The sequence below is a fragment of the Actinoplanes subtropicus genome, from assembly GCF_000721705.1.
In the GTDB taxonomy this organism is placed as follows: Bacteria; Actinomycetota; Actinomycetes; order Mycobacteriales; family Micromonosporaceae; genus Actinoplanes; species Actinoplanes subtropicus.
Genome location: NZ_JOJL01000032.1, coordinates 19,629 through 40,003 on the forward strand (window position 1 = coordinate 19,629; position 20,375 = coordinate 40,003).

Here is a 20,375-nt window from a genome sequence, read left to right on the forward strand (position 1 = left end):
CCGGTGCCCGTACGCGCGCTGGTCTTCGACTTCGATGGGTTGCTGGTGGACACCGAGTCGGCCGCGTTGCGCGCCTGGGAGGAGATCCTCGCCGCCCGCGGTGTGCCGATGATGCCCCGGGCCACCTGGCACGGCGCGATCGGCGGCCAGGGCAGCGACGCGGCGATGCTCCGGTACCTCGCCGACCTGCTCGGCCAGGCCGACGCGCAGACGCTGCGGGCGCAATGGTGGCAGCGGCACCTGGCGCTGGTGGACGCGTCCCCGCTGCGCCCCGGCGTCGCCGGGTACCTCGCCGACGCGGTGCGGCTCGGGCTCGGGCTCGCGGTCGCGTCCAGCGCCACCGGCGACTGGGTGGCCGCGCACCTGCACCGGCTCGGCACGCGCGAGACCTTCACGGTCGTCGCGACCGGCGACGCGCACCGGCCCAAGCCCGCGCCGGACACGTACCTGGCCGCGCTGGCCGGGCTCGGCACACCGGCCGCCGAGGCGGTCGCGTTCGAGGATTCGCCGACCGGGGTGGCAGCCGCGAAGGCGGCCGGGATGACCTGCGTGGCCGTACCGAATCCGGTCACCGCCGTCCTGTCCTTCCCCGGGGCCGACCTGGTCCTGCCGTCCTTCGACGAGCTGGGCCTGCCGGCGCTGCTCGATCTCATCAGTTGCCCTTGATCGCCGCGGCCAGCAGCGCCGCGGTCGGGTCGTCGAAGTACACGTACAGCGGCAGGTCGGCGCCGAGCCGGCTGCGCACACGCGCCGCGATGGCGGTCAGCGTCAGCGAGTGCGCGCCGAGGTCGAACAGGTTGTCCTCCGATCCGACGTCACGCTGCAGCACCTCGGCGCAGATCTCGGCGACCTGCGCGGTGAGCGGGTCGGCGGGCTGCGCGGCGCCGGCCGGCCGCTCGGCCGGGCCGGGCGGTTCGGGCAGCGCCCGCCGGTCCAGCTTCCCGTTGCGGGTCAGCGGGAGTTCGCCGACGCTGACGTACACCGACGGGACCATGTAGTCGGGCAGCAGCCGGGCCAGATGGGCGCGCACCTCCTGCGGCTCGGGGGCGGGCTCGACCAGGTACGCGGCCAGGTAGGAATCCGCGCCGCCGCGGACCGCGACCGCCGCCGCCGACACTCCGGGATGGGCGAGCAACCGCGCCTCGATCTCGCCCGGCTCGATCCGGTACCCGCGGATCTTCACCTGGTCGTCGATCCGGTGCAGGAACCGCAGGCTGCCGTCCTCCGCGTACCGCACCAGGTCACCGGTGCGGTAGAGCCGTTCGTCGCGGACGGCGGGGAAGCGGCCCGCGTCGCCGTGCACGTACCCCTCGGCGAGCCCGGCCCCGCCGAGATACAGCTCGCCGGGCACGCCGATCGGTACCGGCTCGGCCCGCTCGTCGAGCACCCACGCGGTGGTGTTGGCGATCGGCCGGCCGATGCTCACCTCGGCGGCGCCGGGCGGCACCTCCCCGCACGTCGACCAGATCGTCGTCTCGGTCGGCCCGTACACGTTGAACAGCCGGGCCACCCGGCCGCGCACGTCGGTGGCCAGCGGCGCGGGCAGCGCCTCGCCGCCGGCGAGTGCGACCACCGCGGGCGCCGCGAAGCCCGCCTCCAGCAGCATCCGCCAACCGGAGGGGGTCGCCTGGACATGCGTGACCCCCTCCCGGGCGAGCCGGCACAGCGCCCACCCGTCGCGGGCCTGCTCGTCGCCGGCGACCACGACCGAACCGCCGACCGTCAGCGGGAGGAACAGCTCCAGCGCCGAGATGTCGAACGACACCGAGGTGTGCGCGAGGAAGCGGGTCTCCGGCCCGGCGCCCAGTTCGTCGCGCATGGCCTGCAGCAGGTTGGCAAGGGCGGCGTGCCCCACCACGACACCCTTGGGGCGGCCGGTGGAGCCGGAGGTGTAGATGACGTACGCCCGGTCGGCCGGCGTCACCTCGGGCAGCGGCGCCGCCGGTGGCTCGTCGCCGTCGTCCTCGGGCAGCGGCACCGCGCCGGCGTCGGCCACGATCTCGTCGCGACGCGCCGGCGGGTGGGCCGGGTCGAGCGGGAGGTAAGCGGCGCCGGCCTTGAGCGTGCCGAGCAGCGCGACCACCAGCTCCGGCCCACGGGGAAGGCACACCGCGACGGTGTCGCCGGGGCCGATGCCCCGGGCGCGCAGCCGGTGGGCCACCCGGTTCGCGGCCGCGTCCAGGTCGGCGTAGGTGAGCGTGCCGACCGCGAACGCGTCCCGCGGCGAACGCGCGACGAGGTCGAGGACAGTGACCGGCGGGTAGTCGACCCCGGTGCGGTTCCATGCCGCCAGCGTTTCCCGTTCCGCGTCATCGAGCAGCGGCAGCGCGCCGATCGCCGTCTCCGGCGCCGTCAGCGCCGCGCCCAGCAGCGTGAGCCAGTGTCGCCCGATGCGCCGGACTGCCTCCGATGCGAGGACTTCGGGGCTGTACTGCAGCATGACGTCGAACCCGTCCGGGCCGTCGACGAGGTGCACCCGCAGCGCGCCGCGAGCGGTACCGCAGAACACCACCCAGTCCACGGTCGCCGGCACGCCGGGGAACTCCGGAGGGGCGATCCGGCGCCGGTAGGTCAGCGTCACCGGGGCGAACGCGACGGCCGGCTTCATCCCGGACAGCGCGCGGGCCAGCGGGACGGTCCGGTGCCGGTACAGCTCGCGCAGCTCGCCGCGCAGCCGCCGGACGTACTCGGCGAACGTCGCCTCCGGTGCCGGCCGCCCGGCCACCGGTACCTCGTTGACGAACAGGCCGATCCGGTCGGTGTCGGCCTCGGTACGGGTGCCGAGGTCGACACCGACGACCGGCTCCTCGTTGCCGTAGCGCCGTAGCAGGGCGTGCCAGGACGCCAGGACCAGCTCGAAGCGGCTCACCCCGAGCGTGTCCCCGGCGGCGGCCAGCCGGTCGGTCAGCGCGACCGGGAGGGTAAACTCGACGGCCTCGCCGGGCGCGGTCACCACCGAGGGGCCCAGGCGGCCGGGCAGGACCGGCTCGGCCGGCTCCCGCCAGCGGGCTTGCCAGAACTCGCGAGCCGCCTCGACATCGCCGTGCCGTGGATCGGGCGGCGGCAGCGGCGGGAGGACTTGTCCGGCGTACGCCCGGGCCAGGTCCCGGACGAAGACGTCGGTCGACTGCCCGTCGAAGACCAGATGGTGCGCGACGGCGAGCAGCACGTGCCGGTCGGCTCCGGTGCGGGCCAGCGCGAACCGGGACAGCGGCCCGGTGGCGAGGTCGAACGGCCGGCGGACGAACGCGTCCAGCTCGGCCTCGGCCACCCGCTCGACGGCCGGGGGCGTCGCCGCCGGGACCAGGCTTGGCACTCCCTCGTTCTCGGCCACCCGCGCGGTGAGCACCGGGTGGCGCCGGGTCACCGCTTCGACCGCCGCCACGAGCCGCGCCAGATCCGGCGCCCCCGTGAACGCCACCGCGAACGGCATGGCGTACACCCCGCCGGCCGTGCCGAGCTGTTCGTTGACCCACAGCCCGGACTGGGCCGTACTGAGGGTGATGCCAGCAGCCGGTGCAGTGCTGGGCGGAGTCACGGTGTCCTCCCGGCGGGGTTCGACTGAGCGGCGGGGTTCGACTGAGCGGCGGGGTTCGACTGAGCGGCGGGGTTCGATTGAGCGGCTAGGTTGGACAGGATGGCGACCAGCCGATCGCCGAGGGCCGCGACGGTGGCGCGCTGGTAGGCGAGGTCGTTGTAGAGCAGGCGGCCGGCCAGTTCCCCGTCGGGCTGCTGCACGAGGGACAGCCGGGGCGCGGACAGGTCCGGGTCGCCGGGCGCGAACGGCCAGTGCAGGCGGAGCTCCGCCGGCAGCGGGTAGGGCTGCGAGTCGACGCCCGGCAGGTGCGCCGGGCCGCCCCAGCTCTCGAAGAAGAAGTGCACCGGATACGGCACCATCGCGGCCACGTCGAGGAACCGGTGCACCTGGTGGTCGGCGGCCTCCACGACGCGCGCGCGGACGGTGGACACCAGCTCGTCGAAGGTGCCGGCGGCCAGCGGCACCCGGATCATCAGGAGCTGGACGAGGCAGCCGACGAGCGACTCGTCCTCCCGGTGGGTGCGCCCGGTGACCGGGGTCTGCACCACGATGTCGTCGGCGCCGGTCCAGTCGCGCAGCACGGCGCACCACGCGGCCAGCGCCGCCATGAACGTCGTGACCCGCTGCCGGCCGGCATACTCCCGCAGTGCCCGGCCCACCGGCGCGGGCACGGTGAAGTCCACGGACCGGCCGACGTAGCGGGTGGCGGCCGGGTCGTGCCCGGGAAGGCGGGGCAGCGAAGCCGGGGCGCCGGCCAGCCGCTGCCGCCAGAAGTCGCCGTTGGCGGCCCACGCCGGTCGGGTCCGCGCGAAGAACGCCGAGGCGGTCAGCGGCAGGGCGGGCAGCGCGGGCGCCGGTCGGCCCAGCCGGTACGCCGAGTAGAGCAGGCCCAGCTCGCGCAGCAGCACCCCGTACGACATCCCGTCGAACACCAGGTGCTCGACGATCAGCAGCAGGATCTGCTCGGCCGGCCCGAGCCGGAGCACGCTGACCCGCAGCAGCGGCCCCGCGTGGATGTCGAACGCCCGCTCCACCTCGGCGCAGGCGACCGCGTACGCCTCCTCCTCGCCCGAAACGTCGAACGTGGACAGCTCGGCCCGCCCGGCAGGCTGGATTCGCATGCCGGTGCGGGTGAACACCGCACGCAGCATTTCGTGCCGCTCGACGAGGCCGGCCAGTGCCCGGTCGAGCGCGGAAAGGTCCAGCGGCTCGCGAACCCGCAGGGCGACGGTCACCGGCTGGATCTGCCGGTCGGCGGTCACGTGCATCCAGTCCAGGAAGTACTCCTGAGTGGAGCCCAGGCCGCCCGGCTCCACCGGTGCCGGCTCGTCGGGCCGGGCGCCCAGCGCCACGAGCGCCGCGGCCTGCGCGGCGAGCACCGGCGCGTCGAACACGAGCGCCACGTTCGCCGCCACCCCGAACGTCTCGGACGCGAGCGTGGCGAGCTGGGTGGCGGCGAGCGAGTCGCCGCCGAGCGCGAAGAAGTCATCGTCGGCGGCCGCCGCCGACACCCGCAGCACGCGCGTCCACAGCCGGGCGAGGGCGGTCTCGGCCGGGGTGCGCGGGGTCGTGCCGGTGCGGCGTGGCGCGGTGGTGAACAGCCGCCGCACCTCGCGCTTGACCACCTTGCCGGTCTCGTTGCGGGGCAGTGACTCCACGGTGGCGAACCGCAGCGGCACCTCGTGCCGGGCCAACCGCTCGCTGAGGTGGGTGCGCAGCTCCTCGACGTCGATCGGCCGGCGCGGGACCACCGCCGCCGCGACCGCCGTGCCGAGCGCCGGGTGCGGGACACCGACGACGCAAGCCTCGGCGACTGCGGGGTGCTCGTAGACGGCCGCCTCGACACGCAGCGTCGATACCCGGAACCCACCCGACTTCACCAGATCGGACTCCCGGTCGACAAGGAACAGGTACCCGTCGGGGTCGAGATGTCCGACGTCGCCCATCCGCACCCAGCCGTCCCGGAACGTGGCCGTGGTGGCTCCCGGGTCGCCGAGATACGACCGGGGTGCCACCGGCGAGCGCAGCCACACCTCGCCGATGCCGTCGTCGTCGGGGTCGGCGATGCGCACATCCCCGGCCGGCGGGCGGCCGACCGAGCCGGGCCGCTCCGGGTCCACGATCATCGTCGTCTCGGCCGGCCCCGACTCGGTGGAGGAGTAGAAGTTGACCAGTGTCGCGCGGGGGAAGGCGCGGCCGAGCGCCACGGCGACCGCCGGCGGCAATGCGGCCGCCGAGGAACTGACCAGCACGACGCTGGACAGGTCGTACCGGTCGGCCACCCCGGCACCGACCAGGTCGATGGCCATCGTGGGCACCAGGAACACGGTGCCGATCCGGTGCTCCTGGACGAGCGCGGCGGCGCGTTCGCTGTCGAACTCGGCGAGCGGGATCGCGGTGGGCGCGGCGGCCAGCGCGTACAGCAGCATGTTCTGCGCGCCGTTGGTGCCGATCGGGAAGGCGTGCAGGAACGTCCGGGAGTGGGCGAACCGGCGGCGCCGCGGTTGCGGTTCGAAGCCGTACGTGAGGTTGGCATGCGTGGCGGCGACACCCTTGGGTTCGCCCGTCGTGCCGGACGTGGAGATGACCTGGGCGAGGTCGTCCGGCCGCACCGGCGGCAGGCGCACGTCGCCGGCGGTGGACAGGCCGTCGAGGGTGGTGAGCACCCGCACCGCGCCGTGCAGCGCCGGTTCCGGGCCGCCGGACAGCGGTACGGGGACCGCGCCGGCCTTCTGCACCGCCACGTACGCCACCGCGTAGTCCAGCCACGGCAGCCGCATCGCCACCCGGTCACCGGGCCGGATGCCCTGCGCGACAAGGGCCCGGGCCACGGCGGTGGACCGCTCCTCCCAGGCGCCCAGGGTCAGCACCGGCCCCTCGGGCAGTCGCAGCGCGACGTGGCCGGGCTCGCCGGCCGCCCGGGCCGCCAGCAGCGCGGGCACCGTCGTGCTCATTCGGCCGGCACCAGCGCGAGGCCCTGCCGCAGCGCCACCGAGGCGCTCGGCTCGTACCGGCTCTTCCACAGATCGACCAGGGTCAGCAGCAGCCCGGTCCGGTCGGTCAGCAGGTCGGCGTGGGTGCGCAGCAGCCGTTGGGTGAGGGCGATGCGGCTGCGTTCGTCCTGCCGGAACGTCATCGAGTCGGCGTGGCGGCGGTAGACCTGGCCGGGCAGGGGCAGGTATTCCACGCCCCAGCCGGCCTTGTGCAGCCGCAGGTACAGGTCCCAGTCCTCGTAGGCGGGCAACTTCTCGTCGTAGCCGCCGACCGACCGCAGCGCCGCGGTGCGCAACACGGCGGTGGCCCGGCCGAACGTGTTGACCACGAGGCTGAGGTCGGGCACAAAGCCGACCGGGACACTCACGTGGTCGAGCAGCCCCACGTTGTGCACCGAGCCGCCGACGGCGCCCAGACCCGGTTCGCGGGTCAGCGCGCGAACCGCCGCCCCGACGAAGCCGGGTGGCAGTTCGTCGTCGGCGTCCAGCGGGACGACGAACTCGCCGCGGGCCGCGGCGAGCCCGGCGTTGCGCGCCGCCGGCAGCCCCCGGTGGGACTGCCGGCAGGTCACCACGCCGGTCAGGCCGTCGAGCACCTGGAGCGTCCGCGGATCGGTCGAGCCGTCGTCGACGACCACGATCTCCAGTGGCTGATGGCCGCACCGGCGCGCCGAGTCGATCGCCGCGGTCAGGTAATGCCCCTGGTCCCGGATCGGGATCAGCACGCTGACCAGCGGCGGCTCGGCGCCGGCCGGCCCGGCGGCCGGAGTGGGCACCGGCGCGTCGGCGTACCGCCGGCAGTAGTCCTCCAGGTGCCGGTCGACCATCTCCGCGAGGCTCGCCGGCGGCTCGCCCGCGGCCGGCCGGCCGGCGGGATTCGCCGCGATCACGAGCCGGGTCTCGGCGAACTCGCCCAGCAGCCGCTTGGCCCGCAGCGCGGTGAACGCCGCGGCCGGCTCCACGAGCACCACCACGTCGAACGGGACGGCGCGCAGCGTGTCGTAGACCCGGTCGGCGTGGCCGAGCGAAGCGGTCAGGTACTGGTGGTCGGCGCGAGCGGGCGCGAGCGGGACGTGTGCCACGCCGGGCCGGCCGGCGGGCGGTTCGGCGCCGATCAGGTAAGCCTCGTGGCCGGCGTCGATGGCCGCGCACGCGAGGGAGTGCGGCTGGTCCGCCATGTCGATCGACCGGTTGCTGGACAGGCTCCAGCAGACATACCCGAAGCGCATCAGGAGCCCCCGTGGGCATCACGACTTTTGTGTGAATCTGAGCGAACACCAGCGAGAATGCCATGTCAAGATGGAGTCCCGTGTGCGATTACGCGCGAATACGCGCGAACCGGCCCTTCGGCTGTCTCACGTGGAGTAAACCCATCGATGGTAGTCACTGCCTGGCCGGTCGGAGGCGGAGATCGCACTGGAGCGACCGAGCCGGCCGCGACGGGCGCGGGCCCGGGACCACTGGTCCCGGGCCCTGCTCGTTCCGGTGATCAGGCGATTGCGCAGCTTTCGCCGTTCCAGGTGAACGAGGTCGGAGCCGCGGCGTTGCCGGTGTGGGTGGCCTGGAAGCCGATCGTCAGGGACGCGTTCGGTGCCAGGTCGCCGTTGTAGGCGACGTTCCTGGCCGTCACCTGGCCCGAGACGGGCGAGTAGGTGGCGTTCCAGCCGGAGGTGATGGTTTGGCCACTCGGCAGCGTAAAGGCCAGGGACCAGCCGCTGACGGCGCTCGTGCCGGTGTTGGTGATGGTGATCGTTGAGGTCAGGCCGGTGTTCCAGGCGCTGATCGTGTCGCTGACCCGGCAGCTTCCGGCCGGCGGCGGAGTCGGTGGGCCGGACGACGGCGGGGCCGACGTCGGCGGGGAGGTCGGCGTGCCGGCGCTGCTGACCCGGTAGACGACGGTGCCGTGGGACGGGACGCTGGCCGAGATGGTGCCGGTCGTGGTGCTGGTCGCGTTGCTCCACACGTCGCGCAGGGTGAACGAGCTGCCCGACATGCCGATCGTCGCGGCCGTGGTGCTGATGGTGGTGGTACTGCCGCTCTGGTTGAACAACGCCACCGCGACGTCCCCGTTGGCCAGCTTCTTGGCCAGCACCCGCCGGGAACCGTCGTTGGACACCTGCGTCGCCTGCGTCGCCAGGCTGTCCTGATCGATCGCGATCAGGTCCGCGTTCTTCAGGATTGTCTGCGTCGCCGAGGTCATCGACCGGATGTCGTTGCCCGCGATCAACGGCGAGGCCATCATCGCCCACAACGCGAAGTGACTGCGCTGCTCGGTGTCGGTCAGCCCGCCGCGACCGACCTCCATCATGTCCGGATCGTTGAACGCCCCCGGCCGGGCATTACCGGCCAGCGGCACGGTGATGTTGACGATGTTCTGAATACCCATCGGATATCCGTTGGTCTGCCCGGTGTCCCACTTGTTGGTGATGTCCTCCGTGGTCCGCCACATGTTGGCGACGTCGCCCCAGTTCCGCTGCGGACCGGTGCAGCAGTGGAAGCTGTTCGGGTTGATGCTGTACACGATCGGCCGGCCGGTCGCCGCCAGCGCGTCACGCATCTTCGCGAACGTGGTCACCTGATCGTTGATCGTGCCGCTGCCCGAGCAGTAGTCGTACTTGAGGTAGTCCACCCCCCACGCGGCGAACTGCCGGGCGTCCTGCGCCTCATGACCCTGGCTACCCGTCGACCCCGGGTAACCACCCGTGCCCTGCGCACACGTCTTGGTCACCGGCACCTCGTAGATGCCGAACTTCAACCCCTTACCATGCAGATAATCTCCCAGCGCCTTCATCCCACTCGGGAAACGCGACGGATCACCCTGCAAATTGCCGGACGAATCCCGGTTCCGATTGAACCAGCAATCGTCCACCACCACGTACTTATATCCCAGATCACTCATGCCGGACGAAACAATGGCATCCGCCATCTGCCGGATCAACGTCTCGTTGATATTGCACCCGAACGTGTTCCAGCTGTTCCATCCCATCGGCGGCGTCCGGGCAACCCCGTTCTCCAGGGCCTGGGCGGAGGGCGCGGACAGGGCGAATGCGGCCCCGGCGGCCAGCAGCGAGCCGATCGTGAACCCGGCGGCCACGAGCCGGCGACGCGTCCAAGAACTCATGCGGTTCCTCCATGTGCGGGCGAGAGCGCGAACGCGTGCGGCGGCACGACTGCACACACCGGCCGTGGGAGCGCTCCCATCGAGAGGGACCAATATTGACAGAGCATTCCAGGCATATCAAGCCTCGATCACGACCGCGTGTGCGTAACACATTTTCAGTGAGCAGAATTGCCGCGATGTGGACGGCGCGAATCCGGAATCACTTGGCGGAGACGCCGCTGTCCGGCAGGACGGCCGCTGGGGTCCGCGCGATGGCAGACTCGCCGCCCTGCGCGGCGGTGCCCGGCGTCCTGCCCGCGTCGACCTTCAGGTGATCGCGCAGCCAGGTCTCCGTGGTACTGACGTGCAACAGGGCCGCCGCCTGGGCGAGTGGCCCGTCCCCCAGGACCAGCGCCCGGTAGATCGCCTCGTGCTCGGCCAGGGTACGCCCGGCCGCGTCGTTGTCGACGAGCCCGCGCCAGATCCGGGCCCGCAAGGTCTGCCCCGAGATCCCCTCCAGCAGGCTCACCAGCGTCTCGTTACCCGTGGCCGCGATGACGGCCCGGTGGAACGCGGCGTCGTGGTGGTTGAGCCGTTCGACGTCGTCGCGGGCCTCGCGCATCGCGTCCAGGTGCCGTTCGACCTCGGCGAGGGCCGGCTCCGTGATCCGGGTCGCGGCGAGCGCCACGGCGACCGGCTCGAACAGCCGCCGCACCTCCAGGAGCTCGAGCAGCGAGGTGTCGCCCTGGAGCAGCTCGACCGCGCCGCCGAGGCCGCCGAGCAGCAGGTCGGGCTGCAGGCTGGTGACGTACGTTCCGTCACCTCGCCGCACCTCCAGGACGCGGGCCGCGGACAGAACCTTGACGGCCTCGCGCATGAGATTGCGGGACAGGCCGAGTTGGGCCGCCAATTCCGGTTCGGGGGGCAGTTTCGAGCCGGCGGCCAGCTGCCCCGACTGGATGAGCTCGCGGATGCGGACGATCGCCTTGTCCGTCAATGACATCGGTGGACACCTCCATGTCCGACACCACCGGCGTGGCGTCGCGGGTAACACCCGGTCTCCGGTGGTCAGCCGGGCGGGCCTCCGGTGACGGGTGGCCCGATGAGGCCTTCGGCACGCATCGCGTCCCACAGCCCAGCCGGCACGGCCCGGCCGGCCAGCTCCATGTTCCGGGTCACCTGGGCGGCGTCGCGCATGCCGAGGGTGACGTTGACGACGGCGGGGTGGGTGAACGGGAAAGCGATCGCGGCGGCCGGCAGCGTCGTACCGAAGGCCTCGCACACGTCGGCGAGCCGGCCGGCCCGTTCGACGAGCTCGGGCGGAGCCGCCTGGTAGTCGTAGCGCTGGCCGGCCGAGGGCCGGTCGCGGGAGAGCAGGCCGGAGTTGAACACGCCGACCGCCACGACGGTCTTGCCGTGCTCGGCCGCGGCGGGCAGCACGTCGTCGAGGGCGGACTGGTCGAGCAGGGTGAACCGGCCGGCCAGCATGACGACGTCGGCGGCGGTTTCCCGGAGGAACCGCGCGAGCATCGCGGACTGGTTCATGCCGGCGCCGATGGCCCCGATCACGCCCTGGTCGCGCAGGTCGGCGAGGGCGGGCATGGCCTCGTCGGCGGCCTGCCGCCAGTGGTCGTCCGGGTCGTGCAGGTAGACGAGATCCAGCCGATCGAGGCCGGTGCGTGCCAGGCTGGCGTCGATGCTGCGCAGGACGCCGTCGCGGCTGAAGTCCCATTGCCGGCGAAGGGTGTCCGGCACGGCGAAGCCCTCGGGGTCGACGCCGCGCGGCGCGGGATTGTCGACCAGCAGCCGCCCCACCTTCGACGAGACGACGAACGCGTCCCGCGGGTACCTGTTCAAGGCCGCGCCGAGGCGCCGCTCCGACAGGCCCAGCCCGTAGTGCGGGGCGGTGTCGAAGTATCGAATGCCGGCGGACCAGGCCGCCGCGACCGCGGCTGCCGCGTCGTCTGCCGGGGTCTCGCGGTAGAGGTTTCCGATCACGGACGCACCGAAGCCTATTTCGGTCAGCTCCACGCCGGTCCCGGTGAGTCGGCGGCGTCGCAGCGTGGCGGTCATCGGCCGAGCCATCCGCCGTCGACCGGCAGGACGGTGCCGTGGACATACGCCGCCGCGTCGGAGGCCAGGAAGACCGCGGCGCCACCGAGGTCGTCGGCATCGCCCCAGCGGCCGGCCGGGATCCGGTCCAGGATGGCACCGGACCGGGCCGGGTCGTCGCGCAGGGCCTGGGTGTTGTCGGTGGCGATGTAGCCGGGGGCGATCGCGTTGACGTTGACGCCGTGCGGGGCCCACTCGTTGGCCAGCGCTTTGGTCAGGCCGGCGACGCCGTGCTTGGCCGCCGTGTATCCCGGCACCGTGATGCCGCCCTGGAAGCTCAGCAGCGACGCCGTGAAGATGATCTTTCCCCGCCTCCGGGACACCATCGCACCGCCGACGGCGCGGGCGAGCATGAACTGCGCGGTGAGGTTGACCTGCAGGACCAGGTCCCAGTCGGCGTCGGTGTGCCGGTCGGCGGGAGCCCGGCGGATGGTGCCCGCGTTGTTGACCAGAATGTCCACCGGCCGGTCCCGGCCGGCCAGGTTCTCGCCCAGGTCCCGGACGGCGGCGGGTTCGGCGAGATCGGCGCGGATCGCCTCGAACGACCGGCCGGCGCCGGTGACGTCCTTCTCGACGGCGCTTCCGGACTCCTCGAGGTTCGCGCTGACGCCGATGACGTCAGCGCCGGCCTCGGCGAGGGCACGGGCCATCGCGCGGCCGATGCCGCGTCGCGCCCCGGTCACCACGGCCAGGCGTCCGGTCAGGTCGAAGGGGTTCATGCGCACTCCACCAGGATCTTCATCACGTCGCCGCCCCGCTCCAGGACGTCGAAGGCAGAGGCGGCCTCGGCCAGCGGGACCACCTTACTGATCAACAGGTCGGCCGGGACCGTGCCGTCGGCGACGAGCGCCACCGCCCGCTCGAAGTCGGCGCGGTCGTACAGGCGCGCCCCCACCAGGGTCAGCTCGCGCCAGAAGAACCGATGCAGGTTGATCTCCCGCGGCTGCGGGTGAATGGCAACAAGACACAACCTTCCGCGTACGGCGAGAACGTCGACCGCCGCGGCGATCCCGGCCCCGGCACCGGACACCTCGAAGCTGACGTCGGCGCCCGCCCCTCCGGTCCACTCGGCGGCCAGCTCGGCGACCTCATCGGTGGCCGGGTTCCAGGTGGTCAGGCCCATCTGCTCGGCCAATGACCGCCGATGGTCGTTGATTTCGACGAGGCGCACGTCGGCGCCACGCGATCGGGCCACCACGCCGATGAGCGCGCCGACGGGTCCGCCGCCGACGACCACTACCCGCTCGCCGTCCGCCACGGCCGCGCGGTTCACATCGTGCACGGCGACCGCGGTCGGCTCCACCAGCGCCGCCCGGTCCAGGGCCAGGGATTCCGGCAGGCGTACGAGTGTCGCCGCCGGCACGATCCAGCGCTGCTGCATGGCACCCGGCGAGTCGATGCCGATGAAGTTCAGCCGATGGCAGATGTGCCGGTGCCCGGCGTTACAGGCCGGACAGACGCCGTCCCAGCTCAGCGGCATGACCGTCACACCATCACCGGGTTGCCAGCCGGTCACGCCGGCTCCGATCCGGGTGATCCGGCCGGACATCTCGTGGCCGAGGACGGCGGGCGTCCGGACCCGGGCGTCCATGCTGCCGTGGAAGATGTGCAGATCCGTACCGCAGATACCGACGTACGCCGGTGCCAGTTCCACCTCGCCGGGCCCCGGCGGCGGGGTCTCGGCCGTGGCGGTCTCCAACACCCGTGCGCCGGTGTATCGCACAGCGAGAGCAGTCATCGCAGGGTTCCTTCCGCGCGTACGCCGATGGTGAGCAGAAGATTCGCATAGGTCCGGATGTCGGCCGTGACGATCGCCAACGCGAGGTCGGACGAGCGGGCGGCGTCGTAGAACGCGAACCGGTCCAGCGGCTCGACCGGGACCGGCGCCAGCAGGGCGCGGTACTCGGTGACCGCCGGTGGCTCCGGGCTGCCCGCGGGCGGGACCATGACGTGGGCAGCCTCCACCGGCACGGCTTGCCGCAAGACCTTCAGCACGGTGGTGACGTCGAGCAGGCCGGGCGCGAGGTTCAGAGGTACGGTCGCGGCCCGCTCGTGGGTGGCCGTGCTCGCCGGGTAGTGGCCGTCGGCGAGCAGGACGCGTGCGCCGTGGCCGGCGCCGGCGAGAGCCCGGAGAATCTCCGGATGCAGCAACGGGGTCAACAGCACAACAGGTAGCTCCTCAAAGACGGTAGAAGGTGGTCGCGGTGCCGGCCAGAACGGCGTGCTGCTCCGCTGGTGAGAGCTCGTGGACCAGTTCCCCGACGGTGTCGGCCCACCGGTTCCAGCCACCGGCGACCACGCAGACCGGCCAGTCCGAGCCGAACATCAGCCGTTCCGGCCCGAACGCCCGCAGCAGCAGATCCCAGACCGGCCGGATGTCAGCGGTGGTCCATCGCGCGTGGTCGGCCTCGGTGATCAGCCCGGAGACCTTGCAGTAAACCTGCGGGTGCGCCGCCAGGGCGGTCAGGTCTCGCCGCCAACCGGCGAGGTCGCCGGCGGCGATCGGCGGTTTGCCGGCGTGGTCGAGCACGAGTCGGAGGTCCGGCAGGCGCTCGGCCAATCGGATCGCCTGGGGCAGTTGGCCCGCGTGGATGAGGACGTCGTAGCCGAGACCCCGGTCCACGAGCGCGGCCAGGCCCCGCTCGACCTCGGGCCGTTGCAACCACCGCGGATCGCTCTCCGCCTGGACAAGGTGGCGCAGCGATCGCAGAAGGGCACCGCCGGCTCCCTCGCGGAGCCGGTCCACGACGTCGCCGACCGCCGGGGCGGTGAGGTCGGCCCAGCCGACGACGGCGCCCACCAGCGGCTGCCGGCCGGCCAGGGCGAGCAGTTCCTCGGTCTCCCCGGCCGAGGGGAGGCACTGGACGAGCACGGTGGTTGTCAGCCGGCGGCCGGCGATGCTCCGGGTCGCCGAGGTGCGTAGGTCGTCGACGGTGAACGTTCGCCGGATGGCCGCGTTGACCGGATCATCGAGCCAGTCCTGTGCACGGACGCTCAGATCCCACAGGTGGTGGTGCGCGTCGACCAGAACGGCCGCAGTGTCAGACACGGTCGGCCCACACGGGTCCGTCGGGGTAGGCGTACCGCTTCAGGGAGTCCGGGTGCATCTGGGCGCTCAGGCCGGGCGCGGTGGGTGCGACATACCGGCCGTCGACGATGCGTACCGGATCGACGAAGTGCTCGTGCAGGTGGTCGACGTACTCGATCACCCGGTCGGTCATCGTGCCGGAGACCGCGACGAAGTCGAACATCGACAGGTGCTGGACCATCTCGCACAGCCCGACACCGCCGGCGTGCGGGCAGACCGGCACGCCGAACTTCGCGGCGAGCAGCAGGATCGCGATGTTCTCGTTGATCCCGCCCACCCGGGCCGAGTCGATCTGGACGATGTCCACCGCCCCGGCCTGCAACAGCTGCTTGAACATCACCCGGTTGGCGACGTGCTCGCCGGTCGCGACCTTGATCGGCCGCAGTGCGCTGCGCACGGCGGCGTGCCCCAGGATGTCGTCGGGCGAGGTGGGTTCCTCGATCCAGTACGGGTCGTACGGGGCCAGCCGGCGCATCCAGTCGATCGCCGGCTGCACGTCCCAGCGCTGGTTGGCGTCGACCGCGATGCGGACGCCGTCGCCGACCGCCTCCCGGGCGGTCCGCATCCGGCGGATGTCGTCCTCGAGGGTGGCGCCGACCTTCAGCTTGATCTGGGCGAAGCCGTCGGCGACGGCCTCGCGGGCCAGCCGGGTGAGTTTCTCGTCGCTGTAGCCCAGCCAGCCCGGCGAGGTCGTGTACGCGGGGTAGCCGCGCTCCAGGAGCAGGTCGATCCGTTCCTGCCGCCCGGGTTCCGCGCGCCGCAGGATCTCCAACGCGTCGGCGGGGGTGAGCGCGTCGCTGAGCCAGCGGAAGTCGACCTGGTCGACGAGTTGCTCCGGCGACATCTCACCGAGGAGACGCCAGACGGGTTTCTCCGCCCGTTTGGCGGCCAGGTCCCAGGCGGCGTTGACGACGGCGCCGGTGGCCATGTGGATGACGCCCTTCTCCGGCCCGAGCCAGCGCAGCTGCGGGTCGTGGATCAGCGAGCGGGCGAAACCGCCGAGGTCGTCGCAGATGTCGGCGACCGGGCGGCCGACCACGAACGGGGCCAGGGCGGCGATGGCGTTGGCCTGTATGTCGTTGCCGCGGCCGGTGGTGAACGCGAGGGCGTGACCCTCGTGCCCGTCGCCCGCGTCGGTGCGCAGCACCACGTACGCGGCCGAATAGTCCGGCTCCGGGTTCATCGCGTCCGAACCATCCAGCTGTTCGGAGGTAGGGAAACGTACGTCCAGGACGTCCAGCGCGATGATGTGCGCGGAAGCAGGCATGGTGCGGGCTCCTGTGGGGTGCGAGGCGGTCACGCGGCTCAGTCCTGGACCTTGCCGCCGGTGATCCGCGAGACGATCAGCGCGGCGAGGATGATCAGGCCGTTGAGGGCTCCGATCCATTGGGCGGGGATGCCGGCGAGGGTGAGCACGTTCTGGATCATGAACAGCAGCAGGATGCCGGTGAACGCGCCGAACATGGTGCCCTTGCCGCCGTTGAGGCTGATGCCGCCGATGACGGCCGCCGCGAAGACGGTGAAGATGTAGCCGTTGCCCTGGGCCGAGGCGACCGAGGCGAGCCGGCCGGACAGCAGCAGCCCGGCCAGCGCGGCCAGCACACTGCCGGTGACAATGACGATCCACAACACCCGGTCGGTACGGATACCGGCGGCCTTGGCAGCGTCGACGTTCCCGCCGATCGCGTACAGCGACCGGCCGAAGCTCGTCCAGCCCAGCACGACGATCGCCACCGCGAACAGCGTCAGGCAGACCCAGATGGACGCCGGCACCCCGAACCATTCGGTCGTGCCCAGGTAGAGCATCGACGGCGGCAGGTGGAAGAAGGTCTGGCCGCCGGAGATCCCGGTCAGCGCACCCCGCAGCACGATCAGCATGCCGAGGGTGACGATGAAGCCGTTGAGCCCGAACCGGATGATCAGCATCGCGTTGATCACGCCGACGAGCGCCCCCACCGCGAGAGTCACCGGGATCGCCCACCCACCGGGCAGCAGACCGAGCCCATGCCCGGCACCGACCGGAACCACCAGCCAGGCGGCCACACCCGGGGCCAGGCCCATGGTCGACTCGAGCGACAGGTCCATCTTCTTGACGATCAGGATCATCGTCTCGGCCAGCACCAGCAGCGCGATCTCGGACATCGTCTGCAGCACGTTCAGCAGGTTGTCCGGTTGCAGGAAGACCGGGCTGACGATCTGCCCGACGATCGCGATGATCACGATCGCCGGGACGAGGGCGAGGTCACGCAGCCGCGCGAGGGGCACCCGGCCGCCGATCAGCCCCCGTTTCGCGGCCACGGGTGCGGGGGTTTCCGCGAGAGCGGTGTCAGGCATCGAGGTTCATTCCTTCCATGGCGGCCACCAGCTCGTGGTCGTGCCAGCCGCGGCCGATCTCGGCGGTCACCCGGCCCTGGAACATCACCAGGACCCGGTCGCACACGCGCAGGTCGTCCAACTCGTCCGAGGCGATCAGCACCCCGGCACCCGACTGGGCGGTCTGTTCCACCTTGTCGAGCAGGAACTCCTTGGACCGCACGTCGATACCGGCCGTCGGGTTGATCAGCACCAGCAGCCGCGGCTCGTCGGCCAGCGCCCGAGCCATCACGACCTTCTGCTGGTTACCACCGGACAGCCCGGAAACGGGCAGTTGCGGACTGGGCGTCTTGATCGCCAGGTTCTCGATCATGCCGGCGGCGAGTGCGTCCCGGCGGCGGCCGTCGATGAATCCATGCGGGCCCAGCTTGCCGGGTACGGAGAGCGTGCCGTTGTCGGCGACCGACATGTCCGGCACGAAACCCTGATGGTGCCGGTCCTGCGGAACGAACCCGGCGCCGGCCGCGAGTGCGTCGGGAACGCTACCGGGCCGGGCGTGGCGCCCGGCTATCTCCACCCGGCCGGCGGCGGCCACCCGCAAGCCGACAATCGTCTCCGCGACCTCGGTGCGCCCGCTTCCGGCGGCACCGGCAAGTCCGACGATCTCGCCACTGGCGATGCGGAAGGAGATGTCTCGATAGGCGTCGGCGGCGGTCAGGGCGTCCACGTTCAAGGCCGCCGGGCCGGCGGCGTCGATCGTGCGCGTCCGGTCGTGCCGCTCGGTCGCCGCGTTCTCGCCGGTCATGGCGGCGACCAGGCCGGACCGGGGCAGGTCGGCCACCGGCGCGGTAACGATGTGCCGGGCGTCCCGGAACACCGTCACCACGTCGCAGATCTCGTAGATCTCCTGCAGGTGGTGGCTGATGAACAGGAAGGTCACGCCTTGGGCCTGCAGGTCCCGGATGCGGCCGAACAACCGTTGGATCGCGGCGCCGTCCAGCTGGGCCGTGGGCTCGTCGAGGATGACGAAGCGCGCGCCGAACGACAGTGCCCGCGCGATTTCCACGAACTGCCGCTGCTCCACCGACAGGTCGCCGGCAAGTCTCGCCGGGTCGACGTCCACCGACCATGCCGCCAGCAGCTCGGCGGCCCGCCGCCGCAGCGCCGACCACTTGATCAGCCCGGTGCCGCCCCGGTCGTACCGGTTGAGGAAGAGGTTCTCGGCGACGGTGAGCGCCGGGATGATCGTCGACTTCTGGTAGACGCACGCCACCCGGCGCCGCCAGGCGTCCCGGTCGGCGAGCCCCGGCGCCGGCCGCCCGGCGAAGGTCACCGTGCCTTCGTCCGGCGCCTGCAGCCCGGTCAGGATCGACACGAGCGTGGACTTGCCGGCGCCGTTGCGGCCGACGAGAGCGTGCGTCTGTCCGGCCGCCACCGTGATACCGGCGTCGTCCAGGGCCACCGTCGGGCCGTACTTCTTCGTGACGCCCGTCGCCTGGACGACGGGCGGGTCCTCGGTGGCCCGCCCGTCGCCGGCTCGGGCGGGTGCGTCAGGCATCCCGTCCGCCTTCATCCTTTATCGGCTCAGCCTTCATCAGCCGAGGTTGTTGCCCCACAGCGACTTGTCGTCGCTCTTGAGGCTGGCGACGCCGCCGTAGGTCGCGCCGTCCCGGGTGACCAGCGGAGCGGAGAGCTGGTCCTCCAGGACGCCGTCGCGGACCTGGATGATCGTGCTGTTGTGGTCGGTCGGGCCCGGCTTGAACGTCTGCCCGGCGATGGCCGCCTTCACGTAGAACAGCGCGTACTTGGCGTACAGGTCGGCCGGCTGCGACACGGTGGCGTCGATCTGACCCGCCGCGATGTCCTTGAGCTCCTCGGGGATGCCGTCGTTGGACACCACGAAGACGTGTTTCGGGTCGTCCGGCGCGACCAGCAGATTCTTCTGCTTGAGCAGTTGCAGGGTGCCGGAAAGGGCGAAGCTGGACTCCATGTAGACGCCGCGGATGTCCGGGTTCGCGGTCAGGTCGGTCTGCAGCTTCTGCGCGGCGGTCGCGCCGTCCCAGTTGGTCGCCTCGCCGAACACCTTGATCTGCGGATAGTTCGTTTTCATGCACTCGTTGAACGCGTCGGTCCGGTCCCGGCCGTTGATCGAGTCGAGGCCGCCCTCGAGCATGACGACCTTGCCCTTGCCGGCGAGCTTGGTGCCCAGGAACTGGCACGCCTTGGTGCCGTAGGCCTTGTTGTCCGCCCGCACCACCATCGCGACGCTGCCCGAGTCGGGCCGGGTGTCCACCGTGACCACCGGGATCTTCTTGGCGGCCAGCTGATCGAGCGCCGGCGCGATCGCCGCGGTGTCCTGCGGCGCCATCACCACGCCCTTGACCCCCTGGCTCATGAAGGTCTGCACGTTCGCGGTCAGCTTCGCGACATCGTTCTGCGAGTTGGTCGTCTTGAGCGTCAGCCCCAGTTGGTCACCGAACTGGGGGGTGTACTTGATGAAGGAGTTCCAGAAGTCGGTGTCCGAGCGGGGATAGTCCACGCCCACGACGGGCTTGCTGCTGTCTGCGGTGGTCGCGGAGTCCCGGTTGCAGCCGCTCACGAACATCAGCGCAACGGCGGCGGTGGCGGCGGCGGTGGCACGGAGGACGGATATGTGGTTCATCGCTGCTCTTTCCTGCTGGTGGGCAGACGGACGGGCGATGTTTCAGAGCCGAGAACGTCGTGTGACGGGCTCGGTGGGACATGGGATGTATTTATAGCCGCCAGATCAAGGCGTGTCCATCATGTCACTCACCTGACTTCAGAAAGTCAATCTATGCACCTTTTGCTAGGAAAGTGCCTTCTTGAGAGTCTGTAAGTCATCCCATCTTTGCCGTCGACATCAGCGATGACGCGGCATTGGTCCCCAACCAGTCTTTGCCGGACGAGCGCTGGCCCGGTCGCCGGGCCTAAAGATCCCATGTCTTGAGGAAGACGCGCAGAAGCGTCAATGACATGAACGCCTCAAAGCGGGTCTTTAAGGACAATCTCGCGAGCCCTCTGGACATGATCGAACGCTGCCGATATAAATCGATCCCATGATTCGCAACACGGCGTTCACATCTCGATCACACTCGTGAGATCGGCCAACCGCCAGGGCCGCTCGGCGTAGCGGGACACACTCGACGCCTGCGGCAATCCTTCCGTTCATTTCGCCGGGCCACTCGCACGTCGGGCATGCGCAACACGGAA

General features: G+C 71.5%; 15 protein-coding genes. 1 reads left to right on the forward strand and 14 read right to left on the reverse strand.

The genetic code is table 11. From position 1 onward, the window contains the following. Positions 1 to 3 precede the first annotated feature (3 nt). Complete coding sequence (locus IH26_RS0138405) at positions 4 to 666, forward strand: HAD family hydrolase (RefSeq protein ID WP_030441205.1); 663 nt, start codon at positions 4 to 6, stop codon at positions 664 to 666. Here IH26_RS0138405 and IH26_RS0138410 read toward each other — a convergent pair. The 14 genes from IH26_RS0138410 to IH26_RS0138475 form a co-directional block, all read right to left on the reverse strand. After that, a complete protein-coding gene (locus tag IH26_RS0138410; RefSeq protein ID WP_051809266.1) occupies positions 653 to 3,538 on the reverse strand; it encodes a non-ribosomal peptide synthetase in 2,886 nt (961 codons plus the stop codon). The two genes, IH26_RS0138405 and IH26_RS0138410, sit on opposite strands and share 14 nt — an antisense overlap. Then, a complete protein-coding gene (locus IH26_RS57270) occupies positions 3,535 to 6,492 on the reverse strand; it encodes a class I adenylate-forming enzyme family protein (RefSeq protein ID WP_063763798.1) in 2,958 nt (985 codons plus the stop codon). Before IH26_RS57270 ends, IH26_RS0138410 begins: the two co-directional genes overlap by 4 nt. Next, complete coding sequence (locus IH26_RS0138420; protein ID WP_030441208.1) at positions 6,489 to 7,760, reverse strand: glycosyltransferase family 2 protein; 1,272 nt, start codon at positions 7,758 to 7,760, stop codon at positions 6,489 to 6,491. The genes IH26_RS57270 and IH26_RS0138420 overlap by 4 nt, the downstream gene beginning before the upstream one ends. Before the next feature lie 260 nt (positions 7,761 to 8,020). After that, positions 8,021 to 9,652, reverse strand: coding sequence for a cellulose binding domain-containing protein (locus tag IH26_RS54485; protein WP_425394434.1), 1,632 nt, complete (start codon positions 9,650 to 9,652; stop codon positions 8,021 to 8,023). Positions 9,653 to 9,851: 199 nt separating this feature from the next. Further along, complete coding sequence (locus IH26_RS0138430) at positions 9,852 to 10,634, reverse strand: FadR/GntR family transcriptional regulator (RefSeq protein ID WP_084599444.1); 783 nt, start codon at positions 10,632 to 10,634, stop codon at positions 9,852 to 9,854. Between the two features lie 65 nt (positions 10,635 to 10,699). Continuing rightward, on the reverse strand, positions 10,700 to 11,704 hold the full coding sequence (locus IH26_RS0138435; RefSeq protein ID WP_030441211.1) for an aldo/keto reductase: 1,005 nt from the start codon (positions 11,702 to 11,704) through the stop codon (positions 10,700 to 10,702). Then, positions 11,701 to 12,462, reverse strand: a complete 762-nt coding sequence (locus IH26_RS0138440; RefSeq protein WP_030441212.1) for an SDR family oxidoreductase — start codon at positions 12,460 to 12,462, stop codon at positions 11,701 to 11,703. Before IH26_RS0138440 ends, IH26_RS0138435 begins: the two co-directional genes overlap by 4 nt. Then, positions 12,459 to 13,481, reverse strand: coding sequence for a zinc-dependent alcohol dehydrogenase (locus IH26_RS0138445; protein WP_030441213.1), 1,023 nt, complete (start codon positions 13,479 to 13,481; stop codon positions 12,459 to 12,461). The genes IH26_RS0138440 and IH26_RS0138445 overlap by 4 nt, the downstream gene beginning before the upstream one ends. Then, positions 13,478 to 13,909 (reverse strand): RbsD/FucU family protein, encoded by a 432-nt coding sequence (locus IH26_RS0138450; protein WP_030441214.1) that lies wholly within the window; start codon positions 13,907 to 13,909, stop codon positions 13,478 to 13,480. The genes IH26_RS0138445 and IH26_RS0138450 overlap by 4 nt, the downstream gene beginning before the upstream one ends. A gap of 13 nt (positions 13,910 to 13,922) precedes the next feature. Next, entirely contained in the window at positions 13,923 to 14,792 is an 870-nt protein-coding gene (locus tag IH26_RS0138455) for an amidohydrolase family protein (protein WP_030441215.1), read from the reverse strand. Beyond that, positions 14,785 to 16,098, reverse strand: a complete 1,314-nt coding sequence (locus IH26_RS0138460; RefSeq protein ID WP_030441216.1) for an L-fuconate dehydratase — start codon at positions 16,096 to 16,098, stop codon at positions 14,785 to 14,787. Before IH26_RS0138460 ends, IH26_RS0138455 begins: the two co-directional genes overlap by 8 nt. A gap of 38 nt (positions 16,099 to 16,136) precedes the next feature. After that, a complete protein-coding gene (locus IH26_RS0138465; RefSeq protein ID WP_030441217.1) occupies positions 16,137 to 17,165 on the reverse strand; it encodes an ABC transporter permease in 1,029 nt (342 codons plus the stop codon). Next, positions 17,158 to 18,702: a sugar ABC transporter ATP-binding protein gene (locus tag IH26_RS0138470; protein ID WP_051809275.1), complete on the reverse strand. Its 1,545-nt coding sequence runs from the start codon at positions 18,700 to 18,702 to the stop codon at positions 17,158 to 17,160. Before IH26_RS0138470 ends, IH26_RS0138465 begins: the two co-directional genes overlap by 8 nt. A gap of 36 nt (positions 18,703 to 18,738) precedes the next feature. After that, positions 18,739 to 19,806 (reverse strand): sugar ABC transporter substrate-binding protein, encoded by a 1,068-nt coding sequence (locus IH26_RS0138475; RefSeq protein ID WP_030441219.1) that lies wholly within the window; start codon positions 19,804 to 19,806, stop codon positions 18,739 to 18,741. Between the last annotated feature and the right edge of the window lie 569 nt (positions 19,807 to 20,375).